This window comes from Microbacterium sp. RU1D, assembly GCF_900156435.1.
Classification (GTDB): Bacteria; Actinomycetota; Actinomycetes; order Actinomycetales; family Microbacteriaceae; genus Microbacterium.
The window spans coordinates 34,710-59,101 of the sequence record NZ_FTPQ01000004.1 but is presented as its reverse complement, the minus strand read 5'-3'; the positions used below and the strand labels follow the sequence as shown (position 1 = coordinate 59,101).

Annotated in this window: 32 protein-coding genes; 29 read left to right on the top strand and 3 right to left on the bottom strand. The window is 64.8% G+C overall.

The window, feature by feature from the left end; all coding sequences use genetic code 11:
- Positions 1 to 138: 138 nt before the first annotated feature.
- Both B0B15_RS15665 and B0B15_RS16940 read right to left on the bottom strand, forming a co-directional pair.
- Positions 139 to 420, bottom strand: coding sequence for a hypothetical protein (locus B0B15_RS15665; protein WP_076677901.1), 282 nt, complete (start codon positions 418 to 420; stop codon positions 139 to 141).
- Positions 417 to 977, bottom strand: a complete 561-nt coding sequence (locus tag B0B15_RS16940; protein WP_371113264.1) for a DUF6668 family protein — start codon at positions 975 to 977, stop codon at positions 417 to 419. The genes B0B15_RS15665 and B0B15_RS16940 overlap by 4 nt, the downstream gene beginning before the upstream one ends.
- Before the next feature lie 190 nt (positions 978 to 1,167).
- Here B0B15_RS16940 and B0B15_RS15660 point away from each other — a divergent pair, with 190 nt between their 5' ends.
- The 15 genes from B0B15_RS15660 (at position 1,168) to B0B15_RS16340 (ending at position 11,099) form a co-directional block, all read left to right on the top strand.
- Positions 1,168 to 1,662: a hypothetical protein gene (locus B0B15_RS15660; RefSeq protein WP_179078795.1), complete on the top strand. Its 495-nt coding sequence runs from the start codon at positions 1,168 to 1,170 to the stop codon at positions 1,660 to 1,662.
- A 2-nt stretch (positions 1,663 to 1,664) separates the two neighbouring features.
- Complete coding sequence (locus tag B0B15_RS15655) at positions 1,665 to 2,684, top strand: M15 family metallopeptidase (RefSeq protein WP_076677897.1); 1,020 nt, start codon at positions 1,665 to 1,667, stop codon at positions 2,682 to 2,684.
- Complete coding sequence (locus B0B15_RS15650; RefSeq protein ID WP_143016384.1) at positions 2,681 to 4,135, top strand: hypothetical protein; 1,455 nt, start codon at positions 2,681 to 2,683, stop codon at positions 4,133 to 4,135. The genes B0B15_RS15655 and B0B15_RS15650 overlap by 4 nt, the downstream gene beginning before the upstream one ends.
- On the top strand, positions 4,132 to 4,908 hold the full coding sequence (locus B0B15_RS15645) for an FHA domain-containing protein (RefSeq protein WP_076677893.1): 777 nt from the start codon (positions 4,132 to 4,134) through the stop codon (positions 4,906 to 4,908). The genes B0B15_RS15650 and B0B15_RS15645 overlap by 4 nt, the downstream gene beginning before the upstream one ends.
- Positions 4,909 to 5,054: 146 nt before the next feature.
- Positions 5,055 to 5,354 carry a hypothetical protein gene (locus B0B15_RS15640; RefSeq protein ID WP_076677891.1) on the top strand — a complete coding sequence of 100 codons (300 nt, stop codon included), beginning with the start codon at positions 5,055 to 5,057 and terminating at the stop codon, positions 5,352 to 5,354.
- 139 nt (positions 5,355 to 5,493) lie between these two features.
- Entirely contained in the window at positions 5,494 to 5,700 is a 207-nt protein-coding gene (locus tag B0B15_RS15635) for a hypothetical protein (RefSeq protein WP_256334332.1), read from the top strand.
- 352 nt (positions 5,701 to 6,052) lie between these two features.
- Positions 6,053 to 7,066, top strand: coding sequence for a hypothetical protein (locus B0B15_RS16345; protein WP_146185214.1), 1,014 nt, complete (start codon positions 6,053 to 6,055; stop codon positions 7,064 to 7,066).
- A gap of 285 nt (positions 7,067 to 7,351) precedes the next feature.
- Positions 7,352 to 7,999, top strand: coding sequence for a DUF6349 family protein (locus B0B15_RS15625; RefSeq protein ID WP_076677885.1), 648 nt, complete (start codon positions 7,352 to 7,354; stop codon positions 7,997 to 7,999).
- A gap of 32 nt (positions 8,000 to 8,031) precedes the next feature.
- Positions 8,032 to 8,337: a hypothetical protein gene (locus tag B0B15_RS15620; protein WP_076677883.1), complete on the top strand. Its 306-nt coding sequence runs from the start codon at positions 8,032 to 8,034 to the stop codon at positions 8,335 to 8,337.
- Positions 8,338 to 8,669: 332 nt separating this feature from the next.
- A complete protein-coding gene (locus tag B0B15_RS15615; protein ID WP_076677881.1) occupies positions 8,670 to 8,918 on the top strand; it encodes a glutaredoxin family protein in 249 nt (82 codons plus the stop codon).
- A 102-nt stretch (positions 8,919 to 9,020) separates the two neighbouring features.
- Positions 9,021 to 9,257 carry a hypothetical protein gene (locus B0B15_RS15610; protein WP_076677879.1) on the top strand — a complete coding sequence of 79 codons (237 nt, stop codon included), beginning with the start codon at positions 9,021 to 9,023 and terminating at the stop codon, positions 9,255 to 9,257.
- A gap of 125 nt (positions 9,258 to 9,382) precedes the next feature.
- Positions 9,383 to 10,039: a ParA family protein gene (locus B0B15_RS15605; protein WP_076677877.1), complete on the top strand. Its 657-nt coding sequence runs from the start codon at positions 9,383 to 9,385 to the stop codon at positions 10,037 to 10,039.
- Positions 10,040 to 10,049: 10 nt separating this feature from the next.
- Positions 10,050 to 10,427 carry a ParB family protein gene (locus B0B15_RS15600; protein WP_076677875.1) on the top strand — a complete coding sequence of 126 codons (378 nt, stop codon included), beginning with the start codon at positions 10,050 to 10,052 and terminating at the stop codon, positions 10,425 to 10,427.
- A gap of 1 nt (position 10,428) precedes the next feature.
- The gene (locus B0B15_RS15595) at positions 10,429 to 10,944 is read left to right on the top strand and encodes a hypothetical protein (protein WP_076677873.1); all 516 of its coding nucleotides are present in this window, start codon (positions 10,429 to 10,431) and stop codon (positions 10,942 to 10,944) included.
- Positions 10,941 to 11,099 carry a hypothetical protein gene (locus B0B15_RS16340; protein WP_164878236.1) on the top strand — a complete coding sequence of 53 codons (159 nt, stop codon included), beginning with the start codon at positions 10,941 to 10,943 and terminating at the stop codon, positions 11,097 to 11,099. Before B0B15_RS15595 ends, B0B15_RS16340 begins: the two co-directional genes overlap by 4 nt.
- Before the next feature lie 516 nt (positions 11,100 to 11,615).
- Here the strand turns inward: B0B15_RS16340 and B0B15_RS15590 are convergent.
- Entirely contained in the window at positions 11,616 to 11,864 is a 249-nt protein-coding gene (locus B0B15_RS15590) for a hypothetical protein (RefSeq protein ID WP_076677871.1), read from the bottom strand.
- Positions 11,865 to 11,941: 77 nt separating this feature from the next.
- Between B0B15_RS15590 and B0B15_RS15585 the strand changes: the two genes are divergently transcribed.
- From B0B15_RS15585 to B0B15_RS15520, 14 genes are all read left to right on the top strand, one after another.
- The gene (locus B0B15_RS15585; RefSeq protein ID WP_083709110.1) at positions 11,942 to 12,184 is read left to right on the top strand and encodes a DUF305 domain-containing protein; all 243 of its coding nucleotides are present in this window, start codon (positions 11,942 to 11,944) and stop codon (positions 12,182 to 12,184) included.
- 263 nt (positions 12,185 to 12,447) lie between these two features.
- Positions 12,448 to 12,828 (top strand): ArsR/SmtB family transcription factor, encoded by a 381-nt coding sequence (locus tag B0B15_RS15580; RefSeq protein ID WP_083709113.1) that lies wholly within the window; start codon positions 12,448 to 12,450, stop codon positions 12,826 to 12,828.
- Positions 12,828 to 13,769 carry a cation diffusion facilitator family transporter gene (locus B0B15_RS15575; protein ID WP_076677867.1) on the top strand — a complete coding sequence of 314 codons (942 nt, stop codon included), beginning with the start codon at positions 12,828 to 12,830 and terminating at the stop codon, positions 13,767 to 13,769. Before B0B15_RS15580 ends, B0B15_RS15575 begins: the two co-directional genes overlap by 1 nt.
- A gap of 111 nt (positions 13,770 to 13,880) precedes the next feature.
- Positions 13,881 to 14,315: a hypothetical protein gene (locus B0B15_RS15570; RefSeq protein WP_076677865.1), complete on the top strand. Its 435-nt coding sequence runs from the start codon at positions 13,881 to 13,883 to the stop codon at positions 14,313 to 14,315.
- A gap of 79 nt (positions 14,316 to 14,394) precedes the next feature.
- Positions 14,395 to 15,063 carry a DsbA family protein gene (locus tag B0B15_RS15565; protein ID WP_076677862.1) on the top strand — a complete coding sequence of 223 codons (669 nt, stop codon included), beginning with the start codon at positions 14,395 to 14,397 and terminating at the stop codon, positions 15,061 to 15,063.
- On the top strand, positions 15,063 to 16,064 hold the full coding sequence (locus B0B15_RS15560; RefSeq protein WP_076677860.1) for a flavin-containing monooxygenase: 1,002 nt from the start codon (positions 15,063 to 15,065) through the stop codon (positions 16,062 to 16,064). The genes B0B15_RS15565 and B0B15_RS15560 overlap by 1 nt, the downstream gene beginning before the upstream one ends.
- 423 nt (positions 16,065 to 16,487) lie before the next feature.
- Positions 16,488 to 17,030 carry a signal peptidase II gene (locus B0B15_RS15555; RefSeq protein ID WP_083709109.1) on the top strand — a complete coding sequence of 181 codons (543 nt, stop codon included), beginning with the start codon at positions 16,488 to 16,490 and terminating at the stop codon, positions 17,028 to 17,030.
- The gene (locus B0B15_RS15550) at positions 17,027 to 17,359 is read left to right on the top strand and encodes a DUF6804 family protein (protein WP_076677858.1); all 333 of its coding nucleotides are present in this window, start codon (positions 17,027 to 17,029) and stop codon (positions 17,357 to 17,359) included. The genes B0B15_RS15555 and B0B15_RS15550 overlap by 4 nt, the downstream gene beginning before the upstream one ends.
- Entirely contained in the window at positions 17,356 to 17,943 is a 588-nt protein-coding gene (locus tag B0B15_RS15545; protein ID WP_076677856.1) for a TlpA family protein disulfide reductase, read from the top strand. The genes B0B15_RS15550 and B0B15_RS15545 overlap by 4 nt, the downstream gene beginning before the upstream one ends.
- The gene (locus tag B0B15_RS15540) at positions 17,940 to 18,707 is read left to right on the top strand and encodes a cytochrome c biogenesis CcdA family protein (protein ID WP_076677854.1); all 768 of its coding nucleotides are present in this window, start codon (positions 17,940 to 17,942) and stop codon (positions 18,705 to 18,707) included. Before B0B15_RS15545 ends, B0B15_RS15540 begins: the two co-directional genes overlap by 4 nt.
- A gap of 133 nt (positions 18,708 to 18,840) precedes the next feature.
- Positions 18,841 to 20,376: a cytochrome c biogenesis protein ResB gene (locus tag B0B15_RS15535; protein WP_278100885.1), complete on the top strand. Its 1,536-nt coding sequence runs from the start codon at positions 18,841 to 18,843 to the stop codon at positions 20,374 to 20,376.
- Positions 20,377 to 20,386: 10 nt separating this feature from the next.
- Complete coding sequence (locus B0B15_RS15530; RefSeq protein ID WP_076677849.1) at positions 20,387 to 21,313, top strand: cytochrome c oxidase assembly protein; 927 nt, start codon at positions 20,387 to 20,389, stop codon at positions 21,311 to 21,313.
- On the top strand, positions 21,310 to 22,875 hold the full coding sequence (gene lnt, locus B0B15_RS15525) for an apolipoprotein N-acyltransferase (protein ID WP_239278247.1): 1,566 nt from the start codon (positions 21,310 to 21,312) through the stop codon (positions 22,873 to 22,875). The genes B0B15_RS15530 and lnt overlap by 4 nt, the downstream gene beginning before the upstream one ends.
- Positions 22,876 to 23,624: 749 nt before the next feature.
- Complete coding sequence (locus B0B15_RS15520; protein WP_083709108.1) at positions 23,625 to 24,290, top strand: copper resistance CopC family protein; 666 nt, start codon at positions 23,625 to 23,627, stop codon at positions 24,288 to 24,290.
- The last annotated feature ends 102 nt before the right edge of the window (positions 24,291 to 24,392 follow it).

Genomic DNA, 24,392 nt, shown 5'->3' with positions numbered 1-24,392 from the left:
CCCCCACGTCCCAGGACGAGGACGAGAACGATCGCTACCGCGACCGCGACGACGAACAGGGCCGAGACGATCCACCATCGGTTGAAGGGGTTGTTGTTGGCTGTGCCGTCGTTGCTCATGGCGAGTCCCCTCGAATCGTTAGATGAAGACCTGGATGATGACGCCGGCGGCTGAGGCCAGGACGCACACGATGATCGCGAGAACGATGCCCTTGAAGCTGTTCACTTCGCGACCCGTGAACGCCGCGAATGCGAGCGTTCCCGCCGAGATGAGGAAGCCGGCGAGGCCGGCGACGATGACGATCCAGCTGATCCAGTTCAGGACGGTGAGGATGCCGTCCGTTCCGGGGGGCTGCTCGGGGGTCGGGTTGGGCAGTGCCACGACCGCGTAAGAGAGGGCGGTGAGTGCGTTGGTGATCATGATGGGTTTCCTCCTGTAGGTGCGGCGAGAGAACGAATGTTTGCGAGTACACGTCGGAGACGGCCGCCGATGTTGGCGGGCGTGGGGGCTTCGTGGCGCCAGGCTTCCTGCCAGGGGACGTGCCACCCGTGCGGTGTCATCTGTCCGAGGCGGCGAGCAACGAGGCGCTGCTGCGAGGTGAGCTTTGGGCCGTCGTCTACCATGACGATGCCCAGCAGCCGGGATGCCGGAAGCTGATCTGCCCCCCACAGCCGTGCGAAGCGGCTGGCCGCCGCGACGCCCGTGTGGTGGGTGCGCGCTACAGCGAGGACCGGCATATCGGGGAGTGGACGGTCCCAGCCGGTGAAGACCGGCCAGGCGCCGTGGCCGTCTACAACGTCCGTGCCGAGGAGCGAGCAGAGGGTGGTCGCTCCCGCCCCGCCGTGCAGGCCGACAACGGTCAGCAGGGGTCGGTTGGTGGTGTTTTGCGTGGGCCAGGGCGCGAGGCCGTCGATGTTGCTGTTCGGGACGGCTGCGGGCGTGGACGGGCCGCGCAAAGCGAGGGCGTTGTGCCACACCCGGTCTGGTTCGTCGCGTTCTTCCGGGTAGGCCGGGGGGACTTCTGGGGGGAGGAAGGGGTTTCGGGGGCGGAGCTCAATGCTGCGTGCTTGTGCCAATCCGTGCCCCCGAGTTCATGCATAAGAATTAATTCTTGGTTATAGACAACATCTCGTAGTGTCTATAGAAGCACAAACGGGGGAGGGCGTCATGGTGAGAGCACGCCGAATGGCGGCCGCGATGGCCGCGGCGATCTTCGTCACCATGACGGTGGGTTGCTCCGGGGGAGAGGCAGAACCTGGCACGTTACCTGCTGCCAGCCCGGCTCTGTCAAATGCGCCGACCGCTTCAGCGGCATCCGCCGACACCCTCGACGACGAAGAACGCGATGCGGGGACCGCCACGGCACAGGCTGCACTGAAGGCGTTCCTGCAGCGCGACCTGCCCTACGACAGTTGGTGGGCCCAGCTGAAGCCGATGCTTACCCAAGAAGCGGTCTTCGCATACGAGTACACGGACCCGCAGAGCGTGCCCGCCACGACTATCACGGGAGAACCGCTTGTGTCAGCGGCCCCCAGCGCCACCCAGATGAACGTGTTGATAGCCACGGGGGTCGGGCAATACATGATCGTCCTGTACCGCGAAAACGCTCGAGCAGGATGGGCCGTCGACCGGCTCACGCCCCCCGAACAGGCGGGCCCCTGACGGTGAAGAAGGTCATCCCTGCCGTTATCGCCGGCGTCATTCTCCTGCCGACGCTTCTCGTCGTGCTGTTCTTCGGAGACAACGGCGCCGCCGCCGCGTGCCAGCCCACCCCTGCCAACGTCGACGTCAGCCAACTGCCGCCCGGAGGCATCGCCGGCTACAGCGGCGAGCAGCTGCGGAACGCTGCACAGATCATGGCCGCGGGTGCCGCCCTCGGTCTGGACGCGCGCGGACAGACCATCGGCGTGATGACAGCCATGGGCGAGTCCTCGCTCCGTGTGCTCGATCAAGGCGACGCCGTAGGCCCCGATTCTCGCGGCCTCTTCCAGCAGCGCGACAACGGCCGCTGGGGGTCCTACGAGGACCGGATGGACCCGTTCATCTCGGCCACCAACTTCTTCAAAGCCCTCCAGCAAGTCCAGGGATGGGAGAACCTGCCGCCCTCAATCGCGGCGCATCGAGTGCAGGTCAACGCCGACCCGTACCACTACGAGCGTTATGTCCAGCCCGCTGCAGAGGTGGTCGCGGGACTGTCCGGCGTGGACCCCGGGCAGATCCAGGAATGTACCGTCCCTGACGGCATCATTCCCGGCGGGATCAACGAACCCGGCCCGTGGGGCGGGTACGAGAACGGCCGTATCCCCGAGAACACGCTCTCGCCGATCCCGTGGAAACCCGAGTACGTTCTTCGCGCCGACGCGACTCAGGCGCTCATCGCGCTGAACAACGCCTACCGCGCTCAGTTCGGTCAGGACCTCGTCGTCAACGACGGGTACCGCGACTACGACGAGCAGGCCAGAGCCAAGGAAATCTACGGCAGCGATGCCGCCACACCCGGACAGTCCAACCACGGGTGGGCACTCGCTGTCGATGTCGGCATCTTCAGTTTCTACAGCCTCGAGTACACGTGGATGGACCAGAACGCCCCTCGTTTCGGGTGGCGTAACCCCGACTGGGCACGGCCTGGGGGGCGCGGTCCGATCGAATCATGGCACTGGGAATTCTGGGGAGTAGCAGCATGAGCGACGAACAATTCGACCCGACGACCGTTCCGGCATTCCCAGTTCTCACCCTCGCGATGGAAGGTGAGCAGCTGGTGACCCTCAACGGCCTGCCGGTCGACGTACCCGAAGGCTCCACCCCTACCGAGGCGGGAGTCGCCGCCGCGGCCCAGCAGGCGGCCCAACTTGGTCTTCACGCGGTGCGAGTGCGTGCTGTCGTTGACGACACGGAGCACCGGATGGTTGTCACCGCAGACGGCACCGCTCACGAGCTCGCCATGCCGGCGCCTGAAACAGAGCAAAAGCGCTCACGTTTGCCGCTGCTGCTCGCGCTAGGACTTGCTGTAGTGATCGTCGTCGGAGGAACCGTCGCGACTCTCGCTGTCGTGTTGCAGTCGGCGCCGGCCCCCGTGGCCACCGCCGACCCCGGCCCCCCAGGTGCCGGGGCGAACATCCCGGTCCTGGTCCCGCCCGGGTTCTCCGAACAAGCAGCGTGGTCGCTGCCGATCGCCCCACGCAGCGAACCACGGCTCATCGACGACCAGCGGCTGCTGATCACCACGGACAGCGGCGAGCTGAATCTCGTCGACGCCGCGACCGGCGCCGTCACATGGCGCGGCGCCCAGGCACCTCGCGCGAACGACGTCGTACACGCCTCCGAAGTGCAGGGACGCCCGGTCCTCGCCACGGGCGAGTCCTCGCTCACCCTCTGGCCGCTCGATACGGATCGGTCCCCGGTGGCTCCTGTGGAAGTCAACGTCGGCCGCAGCGCAGAGGTGACTTACCTCGGCTCACAGCCGCTAATCACCTTGCCTAACCAGACCGCGGGCCTGTTCACCGGCGACGGTCTCACGTTGACGGACGTGCCCGTCACAGCGGTCCCCATCCTGTCGGGCCGCGAAGGGATCATCGCGGCCAACGAAGAGTCGTGGTGGACGCTCACCGCCGATCAAGCGCCCGTGAAGAAGCCGCTCCCCCGGCCCGAAGGTGTCGAAGGGGCCCCGCTGCTGATCTCCGCGGCCGACGACGACACTCTCATCGTCGTGTGGTCTCAGCGACCGGCTCTCACCGTGACACTGGTCGACCTCCCGTCGAACACGATCACGCTTACCGCCCCGATGAACGCCCGGATCACCGCCCAGGACGTTCCCATCCACGCCGCCGACGCCGAAACGCTCACCCTCGGCGAAGCGTTCATCGACTACAGCGCCGCCCCACGTGCCGTCGCGCTCCCGAGCCGCATGACCCCCGTCGCCGTATCCGGCTCCACCGTCTACGGCACCGAGAGCAACGAGGCCGTCCTCGTCGACGCCAGCGCGACGACGCCGAGCTCGGAGCCGTTCACCACTCTCACCACCGGAGTATCCGAGTCGCCGCTCGCAGCGCTCACCACGACGGTCTACGTCATCAGCGAGAAGGTCGACGAGACACTCGTCTACGCCTCGACCGCAACGGAAGGAGATGCCCCATGATGAACGTCAGCATCGATACAGACGGCACGGGCGTAGTCACGCTCCCCGGCCAGAGTGTGCCCATCACCGCAGCGGACTCTGACGCCGCGCGAGCGCAAGCCGTCGAGGTGCTGGTGGCGTACACCGCCACCACCGGTCAACGGCAGTACGCCCACGCGATCGACACGGGCACCTCCCTCATGCTCACCATCGACCCAGACGGCGCCGTCACGGTCGACAGGGAGCACGCCCGCGCCCTCGCCCCCGTGGTCGAACCCGCGGTGGACGAGGAACCCGCACAGCCAATCCGCGAAACCGTCGACGAACTCCCGGCGACACCAGCAGTCCTCCCCGAGCCTGCCGCCGACACAGTGCCGGCGCCCACGCCCCACATTGATCCCGACTTCGACCTCACCAGCGGTGGTGAACGTCGCTCGCGCGTGCGCAGCGCCATGATCACCTTTGACGACGGTTCCACGGAAATCATCCGCGGCACCATCCTGCTCGGGCGCCGGCCTCCCGAGGACGCCGAAGGTGTCGACGCGACCGTCACCGTCGATGACCCCGCGCGCTCAGTGTCGAAATCCCACTGCATCCTGTCGTTCCACGACGGCACACTCTGGGTCACCGACCAGTCTTCGGCCAACGGCACCACCGTCACCGAACCCGGAAAAGACCCCATCGACCTGACCCCCGGACACGCCCGAACGGTCGTTACCGGCACGCGCCTTCAAATCGGCGATCGCTCATTCACTGTAACCATTCCGGCTCCTCGAGCAACGCGGGCGCGGTAACCGGGCGCGGGCATTTCTCCCACACCCGGTGCAGGTCTTTGCGTACCCTACGAAGACCAGCATCCCGCGTTGTCGAATCTGCGCACCCCCGCATTGAGTCGGCAAGCTCCCTCGCTTTGCCATACCCAGAATCCAGGAGCCCCGAAGTGCCAGCACCGACAGTTCCAGCTGACGCGATCGCACTGCTGGCCCGCACCGGCCCCCGCAACATCATCAACTACCTGGTGAAGCACCCCGGCAGCTACTACGGCGAGATCCGTGAAGCGACCGTCACAGCGGTGAGTTCACTCACCCGCGACCTGCGTCTGCTCGAATCCATCGGAGTCATTCGCACCGACGTAGAACAGCCAATCGGAGCCCGCCGCGGCCGCGCTCCCCGTTACACGGTCGACGTCGACCGCATCGACGCGCTCATCGGCGAGCTCCGCGCGCAGCTGCTCGGCTAAGCACCCTCCCCCGAGGGGCCACCAACGTCCGACCGGCCAGCTAATGATGGCGCTACTACCGGCGTGTCAGCGTGTTAACGGTGGCGCTACCCAATACGTTCGCCCTATGGCAGTTCGTCGACTCCCCCGAGGCACGCGCGTGGATACCGTCGCGCTCGGTTGGAAGGTTGAGAAGGCTCAGAAGGAACGCTTCGAGCGCCTTGCCGCGCACGCCGGCGTTTCCTCCGCCGTGTTCTTCGAAGCGGTCGTGGACCATCTCAACACCGAACTGACCTCTCGCGGTCTGCCCGAATGGTGGCCCGCACAAGAACTCACGGACGGGGAGTTGCCTATCGACTCGCCCTAAAGAGAAGAGGCCCGCCGAAGCGGGCCTCAAAGCTCATGTGCCTCATCTGACTTGCTTGGCGGCGGGTCCCAGATGAAGCGGTTTTCAAGAAGTACCGGTGGAACCGGGCCTTCGTCGTTCCCTGACGCTGACCAGGAGAACAATGCACACTTTAGCGCGCCCGCGCGCCCATACGCATTCTCTAAACGCAAATTCGTCCCGCGTGTCGCGGGAATCTCCCCCTGCGCGCCCCCAGGACGCCGCACAGCGCAGCAGGTCACCCAGAGGCGGCAGCTGGGCACTCCCCGCGCCCGAGGGCGTCTATGGCCCTCTGAGGGCCTGGCCCAGTGCATCCGTCTGGTTCGACGCAGTGATGGACATCCTCCGCACCCCGGAGGGTGAAGAAGCCCGTCGACGCGCGAAAGTCGCCCCCGACACGCTCCTGCGCGTCGCACACGCCGACCGCACGGCCGCAGACCAATCCACGGGCCGCGGCGTCACCACCGCACACGACACCGTGGCGGGCGTGCTCGGCATGAGCGGAAAGACCGTCCAGCGAGCCCGGCAGCTGCTCGAGGTGCTCGGCCTGGCGGTGACCGTCGCTGAGGGCCGCTACCTGACCACAACCGAGCGCGCGCAAGCCCACGCTAAGCACGGTGGCCAACAGCTCCGGGCAGCGTCCACTCGTGCCCTGACACTCCCCCGCGGCTACACGCCCCCCACCGGCAACGCCGTCGCCGGCATCGATTCCACTGCTGTGGAAAATGTCCAGCTACCCACCCGTAGGGGGGTTAAGAACTTCTCTCCCGTTGGTAAAAAATCACCAAGGCGCGCGCATCCGCGCACGCGAGAAGACGCCGCTACGCGGCGCCCAGCTTCGACAAAAACCCGGCAAAAACCGGCTTCGCAGCAACCTCGCCCGATCGACGTTCAACGTCTTGCCGCGGGCCTGTGTGCGCGGATGTCGTGGCTGGACCGTGCGACCTCGCACCTCGGCAAGCTCTGCGACGTGCTGATCGCCCACGGCCTCACAGGGCGCGGATGGACTGCTGAATCGTTACTCGACGCAATCCAGCGCGGCCGCCTTGAGCGGCGTATCCCTCTCGTCGACGTCGCATCCCAGCGTGATCCGTTCGGGTACTTCGTATGGCTGCTTCGCGCCACCGTCGACGCCGGCTCTCCCGCTCCGTTCCTGCAGCTGCAGGTTGAGAGTCGGCGGCGTGCCGAGCGTCAGGCGCTCGAAGCTGCACACGAGGCCGCACGCCGAGCCGAGATCCGCGCCAACGCGGACGAGATCGCCGCGGTGATCGCGCGCATGCGCGAGCACTTCCCCTCCCGCCCGCGCCCAAGCCGTAGGCACTTCACCCCGCCTCACTCCGCGAGGTGATCGAGCCGGCTACGCCGACCAGCTGGGGCCTGACGGCCCGTTTGTTTGCCGTGAAGCCTTCGGCGGCTCCCTCCGCTTCGCTGCGGTCGTAGCTACCTCCGGGCTCCGTTCAAGTGGCTACGCCACCGGCTCCCCCGAGACTTTCGGCACGCGGTCGCTACGCTCCCTTATTTCGCGCCGAAACTCTCTCCTCCCCCGCCCTTCGGGTTGCACTGCACCCTTCGGTTGCTAAGGCGGAAAACCGCCTTCACGGCAAAAAAACGTGGAGGAGAAAGGAAAGAGACCATGACGCTGATGGACATGATCAACGACCTGATGCACGAAGACCACGTTGCGGGTCTGCCGCAATGGACGGGGATGCCGCTGGGACAGCTGGTCACCGATTACCACCACCCCGACGAGCTCGACGCGGCCTGGCGCCGCTGGGTCGAAATCAACGGCCACTTCAACAGCGTCTTCCTGTCCAAGATGTGGCACCGCAGCTACACCGTCCGTCACATGGATATCGGCGAGCACACGTTCGACCTGTACGACGTCGACCTCCGGTGCGCTGCAGGAGCCCACGACTCGCGGAAGATTGGCGACCCTCTCGGCCCGCTCTGCCAGTGCGTCGGCAGCATCACCGCCCAGGCCATCTGCTCCCGCTGCTCCTGGCACCACATCGGCACCGAAGCCGAATGCGTCGAGGCCTGGCACGACCACGCATTCCCCGGCTGGCGCGACCTTCCCACCCTTCCCGGCAAGCTCCGCGGCGGAATGGGCCCCACCAGCATGACGCCGAAGCTCGAGGCCTGGCTCGAGGACAACTACACGCCCGCGTTCCGCGTTCCGGGCGCCCCCATCCTCACCGAACGCCCCAGCTACGGCAGCCGCCACATACCCAACTACAGCCCCTTCGGCGGATTCGACCTCTCCGCCCCCAACAAGCCCTAATAGTACTAATCCCGTTACAGATTGGATCGACCATGACGAACCTCACCCCCCGCGACGTCGAAACCCTGCTCGACGATCTCGCCCAGCTGCTCCCGTTCCCGACGACCCTCTACGTGGACATGGGCGCCGAAGAGTGGACCGCCCAGCTCTACTACGGCCCCGTCGACCCCGACAGCGAACTGCCCATCCACCGCGTCGGCATCGACGCCCACACCGTTCGCCCCGTCTGGTGGATCGACCTGGACGAAGGAAGCCGCACCATCCTGCTCGAGGAAGTCACCCCCGACGACGTATGCGCGGTCGCCGCGCGCGTCGCTGAGACACAACAACATGACTAACCCCATTAGTACTGTTTCCGTTACACGACTGGCGGGAACAGTACTAATCCCGGCAGAAGAGCATCATGGGACCCAGCGGCAGACGGAGCAGCCGCCGGCATCGGACGATCGGACGGAGCCGATCGGCAGTCAAGGCCTGTCGGCCCGTTCTTTTGCCGTGAAGCCTTCGGCAGCATACGGTCGACCACCCTGCGCGCCAGAGCTTTCGCGGCATATCCTCGCTCGCTTCGCTCCCTCCGGTATTCCACGGTCACTGGCACTACGGCCGCTCTTCCTAGCGGCGATAAATCGCCTTCACGGCAAGAAAACGATTGGGATGGGAGGATCACGAAATGGACAAGCTCACGGTCTACACGACGGGCCCCAGCTGCGGAAAGTGCTCGATGACCAAGATGATGCTGAAAGGCAAAGGCATCCCATTCGTCGAGGTCGACATCACTCAGAACCCGGCCGCACACGAGTACGTGACGGAAGAGCTCGGCTACAGCATGGCCCCGGTTGTCGTCGTGGACGACGACGATCACTGGTGCGACATGCGCCCCGACCAGATCGACCGGATCGCCGCGAAGTTCGCCGCGTGACCCCCAGCCAAAACAGTACTAATCCCGTTACCACTAACCGAAAACACCCCTAATAGTACTAATAGGGGTACAGGCGCAAAGCGCACGACCGAAGGAGACACCATGGAGAAGATCGCCGTTACCCGCCTCGCAGACCTTCGCGCAGGGGACCGCCTCGTAAGCCTGGACGGCCGCGCATATATTCCGGTGCGGATCGTTGCGCAGGGGCTCGGGTGCATCGGCGCAGGAACCGTTCAAGGTGTGCGCCTGGTGAACCCGTTCCCAAGTAGCGACGTCGAGCACGTGTTCTACCCGTCGCAGATGGACGGGCACCGCATCGAGGTTGAGCGCAGCAACTAACCCTAATACCCCTAACAGTACTAATCCCGTTACTATGGAGTGAGATCCGAGACTCGCAGGGGTGCGCCGCCACGGCAAAGCGCACCCCTAAGAGTACTATTACCGTTACAAGGAAGGTGCCTCACATGACTCTTCGCATCCTCGCCGTCGTCGGGCAGAAGGGCGGCGTCGGTAAGACGACGACCGTCATGAACCTCGCCGCAGTGCTGTCAGATCATGCCCGCGTACTCGTCGTCGACGTCGACCCGCAGCGCAGCGCAACCGACTGGGCGGAGGCGGGAGGGGACAATGTGCCCTTCGACTTCGCTACCGAGTCAGACCCCCAAGTCCTCGCCGGTCTACGGCGCACCAACGAGTACGACGTGATCGTCGTCGACACCCCGGGAAGCTTGCGGGACACCGACGTTCTCGGCGCGGTCCTCGACAACAGCGATTTCGTCATCCTGCCCATGGAACCCGCGACCATGAGCGTGAAGCCCGCAGTTCGCGTCATTCGCCAGCTGATCGAGCCGCGGAACCTGCCCTACCGAGTCCTGGTGAGCCGTGTGAAGCGCGATCCCTCCGCGGTGCGCCGCAAAGACGACGCGCTCGAACTCCTCGACGAGATGCACCTCCCACGCTTCCGCAGCGTCATCCGCGAATACGTCATGCACACGGACGCACCGCTGACCGGGGAAGTGGTCACCACCTACCCCCGCAGCCGAGCCACCGCCAACGCCATCGACGACTACAAAGACCTCGCCCTGGAGCTCACGAGCCTCTGGGCCAACGGAAAGAGATAGGGGATCTCCCATGGCACGCAAAACCCTCTCCTCCCTCGTCGGGCGCCTCGAGGACGATCAGCCCGCTGAGACCCCACAGCCGGCGCCCGCCGCCGCCCCCGTGGAGAAGACCGCCGAGGCGGCCCCCGCGGCCGAGGCACCCGCGCCGAAGAAGCGCACCAAGTACCCGCCGAAGGTGTCGTTCTACCAGGAGCTTGAAGACACCGACCGCATCCGCGGTGCAATCCTGCACACGTTCGCACAAGAAGGGTTCCGCAACCTCTCGCAATTCCTCAACGCTGCCGCGATGAAAGAGGTCGAGCGCCTCGAGGCCAAGTACAACGACGGCAAGCCGTTCCCGCCCGTCAAGGCCCGCGAACTGCCCCAGGGGCGCCCAATGGGGGTATGACGTGAGCGCTCGAGCGCGGCGCGGCTGGGCGCTGGCCGGGATCATCCTCGCAAGCGGGGGTGTCGGATACGGCCTTCGCAGCGCCTTCCCGCCCTACCCAGCGCTGACCACACCCGTTGTCATCGACGAAGCTCTCTGGCGCGCGATTCTGAGCGGGCCCCCGATGGCCGGCGTCTTCGCTGTCATCGCCGCCGTCATCGCCTTCACTCCCGCCATCCGCTCAACCAAAATCGCCCGCGAGAACGCCGCGCGCGAACAGTGGTGGAACCGCGCGCAATGGGCCCTAGGGCTGGCCGCATCCGATGACCAGGAAGACCGCGAGGTCGCAAACGACGCCCTCCAGGCCCTGCTCGAGGACGCGACCCCCACCGAAGGCAAGATGATCTACCGCACGATCAAGAACCTTCAACGCCCAGCCGCCGTAGACACGCCCGCAATCGCGACGGAAAATAGACCGAGAAGGAAGGTGATCAGATGGCTCGGCATTCCCGCTCGTCCTTCACCGGACGCTTCGTGACATCGCACAAGGGCAGCCTCCAGCGCCGCATCGCGGCAGGCGAGGCCGACCCGATCAGCGATCGCGAGCGCGCACAGCTTCAAGAGATCCGCCAGACCTACATCCGCAGATTCGGCGTCGACCCCGAGGCCCAGACGGTCTCCAAGACCGCCTGACACGCGCTGAGAAGGGACCGTGCCCACGGGGCCGGTCCCTTCCTTCGTTCTCGAGCATCACCACATCAGCCGCTCGCACCGGATACATGCCGATCTTGCGCAAGGGAGAGCACGGTCCAGGGTGCGGCAACGCCGCATCGCATCGCGACGCGCAGCGCCCTTGACGGTGATCGACCGCGTGCCACGATCCCAGCATCCGGGGGAGGGGTGAATCACTTTCCGGACTCGCTCCCGGGGGCGCGCCCGAAGATGACTTACGGTCCATCTAGACATTTGTCTCATGGAGTCCGTCTTCGTTCTCAAAGGAGAAACGTCATGCCCCGACAGCGTCCGCAACCGCGGCCTTCCCTGATAAGTGAGCGTCCCGCCAGTTCCGACAACGCCCCTCACGCGGGGAGCTCGCCCCGTCGCCGGTCAACGCTGGCTGGTGGGAGCATTTTCGATCCCCCGTTTATGCCAACGGCACACGGGGACATTCCTGTGGCCGAAGGTGATGAGGGCCGAGCGCGATAGTCCTCACTTCCGGTTGCTCGTCGAGGGACCGGTGTGCTTGACGTACTCCGCCCAGGTGCATTCCACTGCGAGCTTCATCCCGTCCTCGGGAAAATAGCCGATTAGTTGCCGCTGAGCCGGATCGTCGTGAAACGTCACCGAGCGCAGCAGCTTCCGCCCCTGCACCTCGACCACGCGCACAATCGCGATTCGTCTGCTGCGGTCGAAGACGAGCCACACCCCCGGCTCGGGGGAGCGCTGCAGCTGAGACATCGGAGACCAAACCTGTACCACGCGCGGCCCTCACGCCCCGTTGACGGTCATGAGCCGTTGATCCCGCCACCGGCAGCATGGACCACGGCGGCGGCATGATGAGCGAAGACGACATGCAATCGCTCAAGCAGGCCACCGGAACCGACGCCGCCCGGCTGTTCCTCCAGCAGATGATCGAGCACCACCGCGGTGCCATCGACATGGCCCTGGAAGAAGCGACCAACGGCCAGAACAGCGACGCCGTCGCACTCGCCAACACCATCATCGAGGCGCAGACCTCCGAGATCGCCACGATGGAGGAGCTTCTCGCCACTCTCTGATCCCGCCCGGGGTGGGGCGCGGAAAGCCCACCGCGCCCCACCACCTGATCAGACGAAACGCACCCTGTGGCGCGACTACAACTACCACCGCGCGCCGGTCTCCGGCCCCGCGCCTTGTCCTTCACCACCCTCACCGCAATCGTCGCGCTTGCTCTGTGGGCGAGCATTCGGGTGGCCCACTGATCCGGCGAGAATGAGCATGGTTCCCAGTTGGATGCAGACGTGACGGACACGGCATTTGACGATATCATCGCTATGTGGCGATGAATAAAGAGGGTGGTCTACTCGATCCTGACGCGACCGCTGTGTACGCGCACCTATTCGACGCGCTTGGGGACCCCACGCGATTGGCGGTTCTCCAGCATCTGGCGTCCGGCGAGCATCGCGTCCGGGATCTCGTCCAGCACCTCGGATTGGCGCAATCAACCGTAAGTAAGCACCTCAGCTTCCTGCGGGACTGCCGACTAGTCACTGTTCGCTCGGAGGGTCGGGCTTCCTGGTTCGATCTTGCGCAACCTGTGGCGACTGCGGCTCTCATTAACGCCGCCGAACTCCTGCTGAGAGACACCGGCACGCGTGTCACGCTATGCGCTCACCTTCATCAGCCTGGTGAAGACTTCGCCCTTGGAACGGACGCGGCCTGATGGGCGCCGGTCACACGCACGCACCGTCTACCGGCGCGGCCGGGCATCCGACCGACCATCGGGCGCGTCTCTGGATTGCGTTTGCAATCACCGCGGCAATCGCCGTGACTCAAGCGGTTGGATCCTTCTTTACCGGCAGTCTTGCCCTCCTCACGGACACGGCCCACGCACTCACTGACGCATCCGGACTTCTCGTTGCACTCATCGCCGCGACGCTGGTGCTGCGGCCGGCTAGTGCGCGACGCACGTGGGGGTTCCGTCGCATCGAAGTTATCGCTGCCTTCGGGCAAGCGGCTCTGTTGATGGCGGTAGGGGGTTACACAGCCATCGAGGGGGTACGCCGGCTCTTCGAGCCCCCGGAGGTGCCAGCTGCGGAACTGCTGGGTTTTGGAGTCGTTGGGTTAGTCGCGAACGTCATCGCCATCTTCGTGCTGTCTTCCAGTCGCGGAGCTAACTTCAACATGCGGGCAGCGTATCTGGAAGTGCTGAATGACGCGCTGGGATCACTGGGGGTTATCGTCGCGGCTGTCGTCATCTGGACGACGGGTTTCTTTCAAGCGGACGCCATCGCCGGTCTTTTCATCGCCGCTCTCATCGTGCCGCGTGCGTTCAAGTTGCTACGCGAGACGTCGTCGGTGTTGATGGAGTTCACCCCCGACGGTTTGGACTTGGACGATGTGAGATCTCACATTCTCCAACTCGACCACGTCATAGACGTCCATGACCTACACGCCTCGACAGTCGCCACCGGCCTGCCGACAATCAGCGCGCATGTCGTGGTTGAAGACGAATGCTTCACGGACGGACACGCAGCCGCTGTCCTTAAGGACGTCAGAGCATGTGTGGCTCAACACTTCGAGGTGTCCGTGCTGCACTCCACCTTCCAGATTGAGACAGCCGACCTGCAAGATTCGGAACCCGGGGATGTCCGTCACGCTTAATCGCGGGCGCCGAACCGCTCGAACGGGCGTGTTCGCAGCCCGATCGCATATCGGCACACCGTCGGCCGTTCCCAGCCATTCGCCCAGAACCTCTCCGTACACTGGCTGCTGATGTATACCGACGCTCACGCCCGGCGCTCAGCGCTGGCGAAAGAGCACGGAGCGATAACGCGACTCATTACCATCATCGCCCTCGGGGCCCTCCTGCTGCTCGGAGTCGTGGCCCTCAACCATGGCGACAACGCCCCGGTAAGCGGTGTGGTCGCGACGGCATCTGACACTGCGCCGCACGACCCGGCCGCACCCGTCGCTACCTCTATCGTCGAGGCGAGCGTGTACGACGTATCGCCCGGAATGGCGCTGTGCGTTCTCGGCGTCGTCTGCGGATTCGTGCTGTACCTCGTTGTTCATCTCCTGGTGCGCCGCGGACCGGCTGGGATCACACTCGTCTGGCGCGCCCTCCCGCCGTCTTTGATCCACCCGGTGTCCGGCAGGCCTGAGGGCCACGCCCTCACAATCGCGCAACTGGGTATCTCTAGAACCTGACATCGGCACGTCGCCCCCGCGGCGACACTCATCCCGGGCAACCCGGGCTTTTCTTGTGCCGTCAAGTGTTGGAGTACCCATGAAAATCAACTGGAAGGCGACGGTCATTACCGCCGCCGTCGCCGTCGCGGTCGTCGCGGGGGCTGTCATCTATGTCCTAGTCGATCAGAACAACACCCGCGTTGCCGCCGAGGAACGGGGAGGAGGGTCGATAGCGGTTGTTAGAGACGACTCCCACGTCCTCGACGACGCCGGCGACGGCGCCATCACCATCGTGGAGTTCTTGGACTTCGAGTGCGAAGCCTGCGGCGCCTACTACCCCGTCGTCGAAGAGCTTCGTGTGAAGTATGAGGGACAGATCAACTACGTCGTTCGCTACTTCCCCCTTCCCGGCCACATCAACTCCGAAAACTCAGCGGTCGCTGCGGAGGCCGCGGCAGCCCAGGGACGCTTCGAAGACATGTACAACCGTCTCTTTGAGACGCAAGCACAGTGGGGGGAGTCTCAGCAAAGCCAAGCGGAGCTGTTCCGCTCGTACGCGACCGAGTTGGGCTTGGATATGACGGCCTACGACGAAGCTGTCGCCGACCCTGCCACTCTCGAGCGCGTTCGATCCGACCTCGACGACGGACGCGCCCTCGGCGTGGACCGAACCCCTACGTTCTTCGTCGACGGCGAACCTCTTGTCATTGAACGATGGAACGACCTTGAAAGTGCCATCACCACCCGCTTGGACGGCACCCCCTAGTGGCGGGCCTGTCACACCGACGAGTCATCATCGTGGGCGCAGGGCAGGCTGGATTGGCAACTGCAGCGGCACTGATCGCTCGCGGCATGGAACCGCAGCGTGACTTCGTGGTCATCGACAGTTCCGCGCGGGGACAACGCACGTGGAGTGCGCGCTGGCCTTCTATGCGGTTGCTCAGCAATGCTGAGCACTCCAGCTTCCCCCGCAGACCACTGGAGGGTGACCCGTATCGGTACCCCACCCCGGGAGACATCGAAGGCTATCTACACAGATTCGAAGCGGAGCTCGGGGTAAACCCCGTCTGGGGTGTCCAGGCCCTCGCCGTGACTCGCCACGGCAACGGCCCAACCCTGCTCTTGAGCACCACGGTTGGCGAAGTGCAGACCCGCAACGTCGTGTGCGCTACCGGCGCCGCAGCACGTCCCCGATTTCCGAAATGGGCCGCGGACGCCGAAGTCGAAGGAGTACAGATGCACACCAACGCCTACAGAACACCCGAGCAGATTCCGCGAGGCCGGGTACTTATTGTCGGCGGTGGTATCGCCGGGACGGAAGTTGCTTCCGACCTCGCGAAGTCGCACGACGTCACTCTGGCGGTCCGCACCCGACGGGCTGAAGCGCATCCGCGGCAATTCCCCACCCAGCCGCGCGTCTCACCGTGGCGGCGCGTGAAGATCGCCCCAGAACCCCTCTACGACGCACTCCGAGATAAAGGCGTCTCCATTCGAGCCGAGACGATTGGGGTGGACGGGGCCAAGTTCGCCTTCGCGGATGGCTACCGGCAGGCCTACCAGTCAGTCGTGTTCGCCACCGGGTACGAAGCGGGCGACGAGTGGTTGCCCACGCAGCCGCAGCTTCAGCGACGCATCCCCACCGCGACGACGCTACCCGGTCTGTTCGTTGCCGGAATCCCCGTGCACAGCCAGGCCAGAGCTAACACCCTTCCCGGGGTATGGACGGACGCGGCTCGTATTGCCCGATTCATCTACGCCCGACCTTGAAAAGACCAATGAGATTCTTCCTCGTATCCAGACCTCGCCATCGCGCAACGCAGGTCACGGTGACGCTGTGCGCCACTGTCGCTCTTAGCGCCGCCCTCATCGTTGCAGGACCCGCCGCGCCGACCTTTGCTGTCGTGGCCCCGGCGCTGAGCTCGGCCATGGATGTCAGCTTCACCACTGCGCCTCTGAGCGTCGAACGTTCAGGAACCACCGTAACGAGCTCCGAGACTCCATCACCTGGGCACCAGACCCATCCTCATTCCACGGCCACCCCACGCGCGGACGGTCGAGGAGTGCCCACCGGCGGTGGCGAGGTCGCTCCCGTGCTGGGAGTCTCCGCGGTGGCGATGATTCTCGGCGGAGCGCTGGTCACGCTTCTGGTCACAGCGCGGCGAACCCGCCACCTCCGGAAGGGCCAAGAAGGTGACCGCTGAGAAGACGCGGCCGTTCGCCGTCGCCTGCATGGTGGCAGCGGCCGCGGTGTTGATAGACCAGTTCAGTAAAGCCATCGCCCTGACTGCGCTTGCCGACGGGAGACGGGTGCCCATTATTGGGGACGCATTCGGTCTGCAACTCGCCTTCAACCCCGGCGCGGTGCTGGGAACGGGCTCGGGCATGACCTGGGTTCTCACCTTGATAGGCGTGGCAGCCGTTGCCGGGCTTTTCGTCCTGGCGGCCCGCGCGCGAACGGTGGGATGGGCGGGTGGTGTGGGGCTATTCCTCGGTGGAGCTGTCGGCAACCTCATCGACCGTTTCATGTCGCCGCCAGGATTCGCAATCGGCCACGTCACCGACTTCCTTGCATACGGGCGTCTGTTCATCGGCAACTTGGCAGACGTCTTCCTCGCCGCTGGAGCGATAGCGGTTGCAGTGATGCTGATGCTCCGCCAACGCGCCCACAGTGGCACCAAGGTCGCGCCTGCCACACCACCCACGTTCGGGGTTCCCCCGGAGGACAAGCAATGAAAAAGACCAAGACGCCATCTCGGTATCAACGAAACGCCCTCGCCCCCGGTCTGATCGCCGCAGCCGCCCTGTTCGTGGCGCCAGCGCTGCTGGACAGCGGCTGGTTCACGCTTGTGCGCTTCATCGTGGCAATCTTGGCGCTCATCGTCGCCTCGTTCGCCTACCAGGAGCGGCAGCTGTGGTGGGTGCCGGTGTTTGCTGTGATCGCGGTGGCATGGAACCCGGTGCTCCCCATCCCCGCTGAAGGTGTTGTCTGGACCGCGGCGCAACCCGCAGCCGCAGTCGTCTTCCTTGTCGCGGGAGCCATCATCAAGAGGGAGCGGGCATGAATCGCAAACTCCTCGCCCTCGGCACGGCGCTCATCATCGTCGGCGTGATGAGCGGTTGCACCGCCACGACCCAAACAACGGACGCCGGCGCGGGCGCATCGTTCTCCGATGGGAATTTCCAAGTGGCCGAGATTGCCCCGTCGGACAGAGGCGAACCCGTTCAGTTCGAAGGCGTCATCGAAACCGGTGAAACCGTCACCAGCGACGACTACCGAGGTGAGGTGCTCGTGGTGAACTTCTGGTACGCCGCCTGCGGACCGTGCATCGTCGAGGCTCCCATGCTCGAGGAGGTCTTTCTGCGCTTCCAGAACGAGGAAGTCGACTTCCTCGGAGTGAACACCTACGACCAAGCTGAGACAGCACTCTCTTTCGCGCGCGAGAACAACGTCACCTATCCCAGCGTCATCGACGTCAATGACGGTCAGGTGAAACTCGCCTTCGCGCAACTCACCCCGATCCAGGCCACACCCACAACGCTCGTAATGGACCGCCAGGGTCGCCTCGCCGCCCGCATCATCGGCCAACTTCCCAGCGCGTCCATCCTGTCCACCATCGTCGCGGACACGCTGGCGGAGAGACCATGAGCGCCGGGGCGCTCGTCGTCGACGGCGCACTCTGGCTTGCCATCCCCCTCGCCCTGGTCGCCGGTCTCATCTCCTTCCTATCGCCCTGTGTCCTACCGCTGGTGCCCGGCTACCTCGGGTACCTCGGCGGTGTGGCCGCCCCTCCCACCTCCACAACCGGAGGAGACGGTGCGACGACGGTCACCACACGCCCGCGGCTCGTAGCAGGCGTCCTGCTCTTCATCGCCGGATTTACTGTGGTCTTCGTCGCCGTGACCGTCTTGGGGGGATTCTTCGGGGTGGCGCTCTCGCGCTACGCCGATCTCCTTACCCGCGTCTTCGGCATTGTGAACATCGTCCTGGGGCTGGTCTTCACAGGCGCAATCCGGCTTGGACAGCGTGGCATGCGTCCGACCCTCCGTCGTCGAGCCGGGCTCGTCGGCGCTCCGCTTCTCGGGTTCTCACTTGGTGTCGGCTGGACACCGTGCATTGGCCCCACACTCGCAGCAATCCTGTCCGTGTCGTGGAACCTTGGTGACCCCGCCCGAGCCGGGCTCCTCGGTCTGTCTTACTCACTCGGCCTCGGAGTGCCCTTCCTCGTACTGGCGCTCGGATGGGGGTGGGCTGCGCGGTCCGTCACAGTCCTCCGCACTCACATCCGCACACTCAACCTCATCGGAGGCGCCGTGCTCATCCTGCTCGGGCTGCTCATGGTGACGGGCGTGTGGACCTCGCTCATGTCACTTCTGCAACAGGTGGTAATCAATGTCCCCCTCCCGCTCTGATACCCGCCACGTCGATTCAGACCCGCGGCGGCCGGCGGACCATCCTGACGGGGCCCCGAACGATCAAGACGGCCCACAGGTAAAGCTGGATGGCAAAGGGTGGCTCCGCTGGACATGGCGCCAGCTCACCAGCATGCGCACCGCGCTCATCCTCCTGCTCTCCCTCGCCCTGGCCGCAGTACCCGGCTCACTGTTTCCTCAACGAGGCGCCGACCCCAACGGCGTCATCCAATGGGAGCGCAACAACCCCGAGTGGTTCCCGTTCCTCGACGCCGTCGGATTGTTCGACGTTTACTACTCGCCCTGGTTCTCGTCCATTTATCTGCTGCTGTTCGTATCCCTCATCGGGTGCGTCATCCCGCGGGCGAAACACCACTACCGCGCTCTCAAAGGACAACCGCCGCGCACACCCATCCGGTTCGCTCGACTCCCCGAACACCTCGAGCGAGCCATCCCCGGCGAGCATCTCACCCCCGCGGCAGCTTTGGATCTTGCCGAAACAGAACTCGCCCGGCGTCGCTATCGCGTCCGCCGCTACGACGGGAAGGGGTGGACCTCCGTTTCGGCCGAACGCGGGTACCTCCGCGAGACCGGCAACCTGCTCTTTCACATCGCCCTGGTCGGCGTGCTCGTCTCCGTCGTCGTCGGCAAGGCGTTCGCCTACACCGGCCAGCGCGTCGTGGTGGAGGGGACAACCTTCGTCAACACCCTCAGCGACTTCTCCTCCTTCGACCCCGGCCGTTTCGCGGACGGATCCAACCTGACGCCGTACTCCCTCACGCTGGACCGTTTCGACGTCACCTACCAGCCAGCAGGCTCCCCTGGCGGTGGGCAAGCGGGCGACTTCGCCGCCAACGTCACGATCAGATCCCCCGGAGCAGACGACCGAACCGAGCGGGTGGTCGTCAACTACCCCATCACTGTAGGGACCGACCGCATCCATCTCCTCGGAAACGGTTACGCGCCTACCCTCACCATCCGTGACGCGGAAGGTCAGATCGTTTATAGCGACTCACTACCCTTCCTCCCGCAAGACTCCAACATGACCTCACTAGGCGTCGTGAAAGTTCCGGATGGCTTGCCGCAGCAGCTCGGGCTGATCGGCTTTTTCTACCCCACACAGGACACCTTGCCCTCAGGTGCCGCCACCTCGATCTACCCCGACGTAATCAACCCCGTCATCACCCTCAACGCATTCGCAGGCGACCTGGGCATCGACGATGGAACCCCCCGTTCCGTCTACGCCCTGGAAGTTGACCAACTCACCCAGCTCACCGGCGGCAACACCGGACAGGAATCCATTGAACTCAGGCCCGGTACCACCGGTGCGCTGCCCAACGGGTGGGGCACCATCACCTGGGAGGAAGCCGACGGTGCTCCGGTGAAACGGTTCGCGTCCCTGCAGATCCAACGCGACCCCAGCAGCGGCTGGGTCCTCGCGTTCTCTGTGCTGGCCTGCGTCGGGCTGTTCACCGGACTTCTCATACCTCGCCGCCGAATCTGGGTGAAAGTCCACCACTCGGCGACCACAACCGACTCGACGATCCACGTGGAGTACGCCGCCCTCGCCCGAGGAGACGACCCGGGGCTTGCCCGCGCGGTCCAGCACCTAGCGGAGGCTCACACAGAAGTGTGTGAGCGGGCGAATACGGCCGCGCAGCCACGATAGGTCCACAGCTATGAACGCCCCCCTCGACCTTGGCGACTACCTGCTGCCCGCAGCGCACCCCTTTACCCTTTTGCCGGGCGCCGCAACGGTGATGGCCACCATCTACCTCCTCGGGGCGCTGCGTCTGTGGCGGCAGCATCGACGGTGGTCGGTGTTGCGCACGGTGAGCTTCGTCTCCGGCTGCGCAGCCCTCGCCGCCGTCACCGGCCTCGCTGTAGAGGACTACGGCAAAGCCCTGCTTTCGGTGTTCATGTTTCAGCAGCTGACATTGATGATGGCCATCCCACCGCTGCTCGTGCTCGGTTCCCCGGGAACCCTTCTGCTGCGTGCCACCCCGCACCGCGGCGTCGGAAAAAGTGTCCTCAAAGTGGCGCACGGCGCGTTGCGGTGGCGAGGGTCAAGATGGGCCCTAAGCCCCTGGGTCGCATTACCCGCCTACCTCGCGGCCTTCTACGGCCTGTACATCGCAGATCTGCTCGATCCCGTCCTAGCCCTCCCCGGCGGTCACACCGCCTTAGAATCGGCGTTCCTGATCAGCGGGATCCTGTTCACCATCCCGGTGCTCTCCACAGATCCACTACCGGTCCGCATGAGCCACGGAGGACGGGCACTCGACCTTTTCGCTGAGGCAGCGTTGCACGCCTTCTTCGGGGTGTTCCTCATGATGGCGACCAGTCTGGTAGTAGGAACATTCGCTGAATCGACCATTGCCCTAGGGATCGACCCCATCGAGGACCAACGCGTAGCCGGCGGTCTTGCATGGTCCTATGGCGAGGCGCCCACACTCATCATGATCCTGATCGTGATGCACCGGTGGTTCCGGCACGACTCCGTTCGTGACGCCGCCGCAAGCAGATGGGCGGACGCGCACGGGGATCCAGAGCTCGACGAGTACAACGAGTACCTGCGCCGTCTAGAGAAAGGCGGGTCCGCATGACAGCACTTCGAGGGGCAACCGGCGCGCTGCGCATGCCCTCTATGTGGACCAGCGGCACGGATTCCTTGCCCGTGACGGCGGCGTTGCCCTTGGCGGCAGCGGCGGGGTTGCTGATGGATGCGGCCACACCGGACCTCGGATGGTGGCCGCTTGCTTTCGTGAGCGTGACGATCCTGCTCGCGGCTCTCCTCGGAAGAGGCACGCTCGCTTCCTTCGTCGTGGGTTGCGTCTTCGGGGCCGTGTTCAACCTTGCCCACCTCGTATGGGTGGCGCAATTCCTCGGACCAGTGCCCTGGTTGGCCCTCAGCGCCCTGCAGACAGTCCTGATCGGTGTCAGCAGCATAACCATCACCCTCACCTACCGTTGGGTGAAGGTACGTAGGCTCGGCGGGGCCTTAGACCTGCTGGGTATCCCCGCGCTGGTAGCAGCCCTGTGGGCCGCGCGGGAAGTACTTGTCGGAATGTGGCCGTACTCGGGCTTCCCCTGGGCACGGGTAGGAATGACGCAAGTGTCGGGACCATTTCCTGAAGTGGCGTCCTGGGTGGGAACGACGGGTGTGACCTTCCTCGTCGTGGGCGTGTGCGCCGCCCTCGTGCAGGCCCTCAGACCGGGGCGTCGCACTCTGCGTGCCGGCGTGCCGGCGCTCGTGGGAGTCCTGCTCATGGCGGTCACACCCCAGTACGCCACCCGGAGTATCGGAACGTTCACCGTCGGGTGGGTCCAAGGCAACGGGCCGGCAGGCTATTTCGACGACCGCAACGAAGGCGACATGCTCCGAGCCCAAGCATCAACATCGAAAACGATTCGGGGCCAGCAGATGGACGTGCTCGCCTGGCCAGAGGGCTCCGTGGACATCGACCCGGCGTCTTCAGAACCCACACGTCGAGTGCTGAGTGAAATCTCCGCCGCGTACGGTGCCCCGCTCCTAATGAACGCCGCAACCACGAGAGGCGAGCAAACGTTCAACTCAACCATGCTGTGGACGACGGACGGTAGCGAGCAGAGCTACGACAAACTCAACCCCGTCCCGTTCGGCGAATACGTGCCCGACCGGTGGCTGTTTGAACGTCTCGCACCTGACCTTGTCAGTCTGATCCAGAGGGAGTACACCCCAGGCAGATCGGCGCCAGTGATGGATATAGGAGGCACCCGCGTCGGGCTGGCGATCTGTTTCGACGTCATCTACGACGACGTGATCTTCGATGCAGCACGGCAAGGCGCGCAGGTCTACATCTTCCAGACAAACAACGCCGACTTCCGCGGAACAGACGAGAACGTGCAGCAGCTCGCCATCGCGCGAATGCGAGCCATCGAAACCGGGCGCGCAGTGGTCAACGTCTCCACCGTGGGAACAAGCCAAGTGATCAACCCCGATGGGTCGACCGAAGAGACCATCGGGGTGGACACGGCCGCTGGCCGAGTGAGCGAGGTGCCGCTACGGGCGGGGATCACGCCGGCGAGCTGGCTCAGCCCCACCATCGAAATTGCAATGGTCGTTGCATCGGCCGGTGTGCTGTTGTGCGTTCGTCTGCGCATCCACGTTCGTGCGCGGAAACGGTGATGAGCTGGACAAACGGCAGACCGCATCGCGCACCCCGCGCGAGCAGCGCACGCTTGGCCTCCGATGCCAGGCTGCCCCGGCTTGGCTGTGACGGCCAGTTCGGATTGGTACCATCGCTGCGATGCCGGTAAGCACGGGACGCGCCCCACTTGGGGCCAGTACCGCCTCCGTCGTGAGAATGAGGATCATCGCCAGCCTCGTCCTAATCTTGATGTGTCTGCTCGCTGTATGGTCAAGCAGCCACTCTGATGCTTCCACGACCTCCGATGCGGCGTCCGCGACCCACACGTGGGAGAGCGATCAAGGTAGTCGAACAGTCCTCGATGAGCCCGCCGGTGACGTTGTCAACAGCCTGACGCAGGCTCTCCCAGCGGCGGCCGTAGCGCTATGCCTGGTAGGCGTGTGTGTGGCGGGAATGCTGCTGGAGCATCGCTTCCGTCTCATGCGGTCGAATCTCAATGTCATCCGCTCACCTCGACGCGATCAGCCTCACGTTTTACGTACCGTCCGCTCACACACCACGACGCTGAGCTTGACCGAACTGTCTCTCTCACGGACCTGACCCGTACCGGGGCTCCGAAAATCACACCTTCTCGGCTGATCTGACGCCAACGAAGTTGTAGTCGAACGCAACTTCCCACCCCTTCGGGCGCGGCCGTACAGGTGCACTCGGAGCGTTTCTGATCCGACGCTCGACGACTGCCGTGGGCGCCCAATCCCCGGGCGCCGCAGTCCCACTGAAAGACGCCATGCACACACTTTTCGCCCCCCGTTCGCCTCGCTGGTTCGCAGCCGCCGGCATTGCCGTGACGGCACTATCCCTGATGTTCGTTCTACCCGGTTCGCCGCCGGCTCGTGCTCACGACGCTTTGGTCCAGTCCTCCCCAGCAGCGGACTCAGTCGTCTCAGCGACGCCCGCTGAGGTGTCAATGACATACAGCGGGGAGGTCTTCGACGCCTCCAGCGCCATCGCGGTCGAAGTGATTGACTCCTCAGGAGCGAACGTTGCACTGACGCCTCCGGTCGTCGCTGACACGACGGTGACCCAGGCAGTGAAGCCAGTCACGTCTCCAGGCGTAGTCACGGTGCGATGGCGCGTGGTCTCCAGCGACGGTCACCCCATCAGCGGTGAGTACGCGTTCACGGTTGACGCTCCCGTAACGCCCACGGCGTCCGCCGAACCGGACCCCTCTGCAACCACGGGTGCCCCCTCCTCATCTGAGCAGAGCCCGGCCATCTCGTCGACACCAGAACAAAGCGCGACAGCAGACGCCGTGGCGGAGGTCGAAGAGCCACGGAGCGGAATCGGTCTTCCGCTGTTAGTGACTGGCGTCGCTGTCGTCATTCTGGGCGCGGCGGCGCTTGTGCTTTTCTCGTCCGGACGGCGTCGACGACAGCAGCAGGTGGGGCAGTGAAGGAACACCGTCAATGAGCAGTGAGATTTGGTCGACACACCAGTCACGCCCTCTAACGCGCAGGGAACGGCGCCACGCTGATGAGTTCAGGATGCGTGAGGC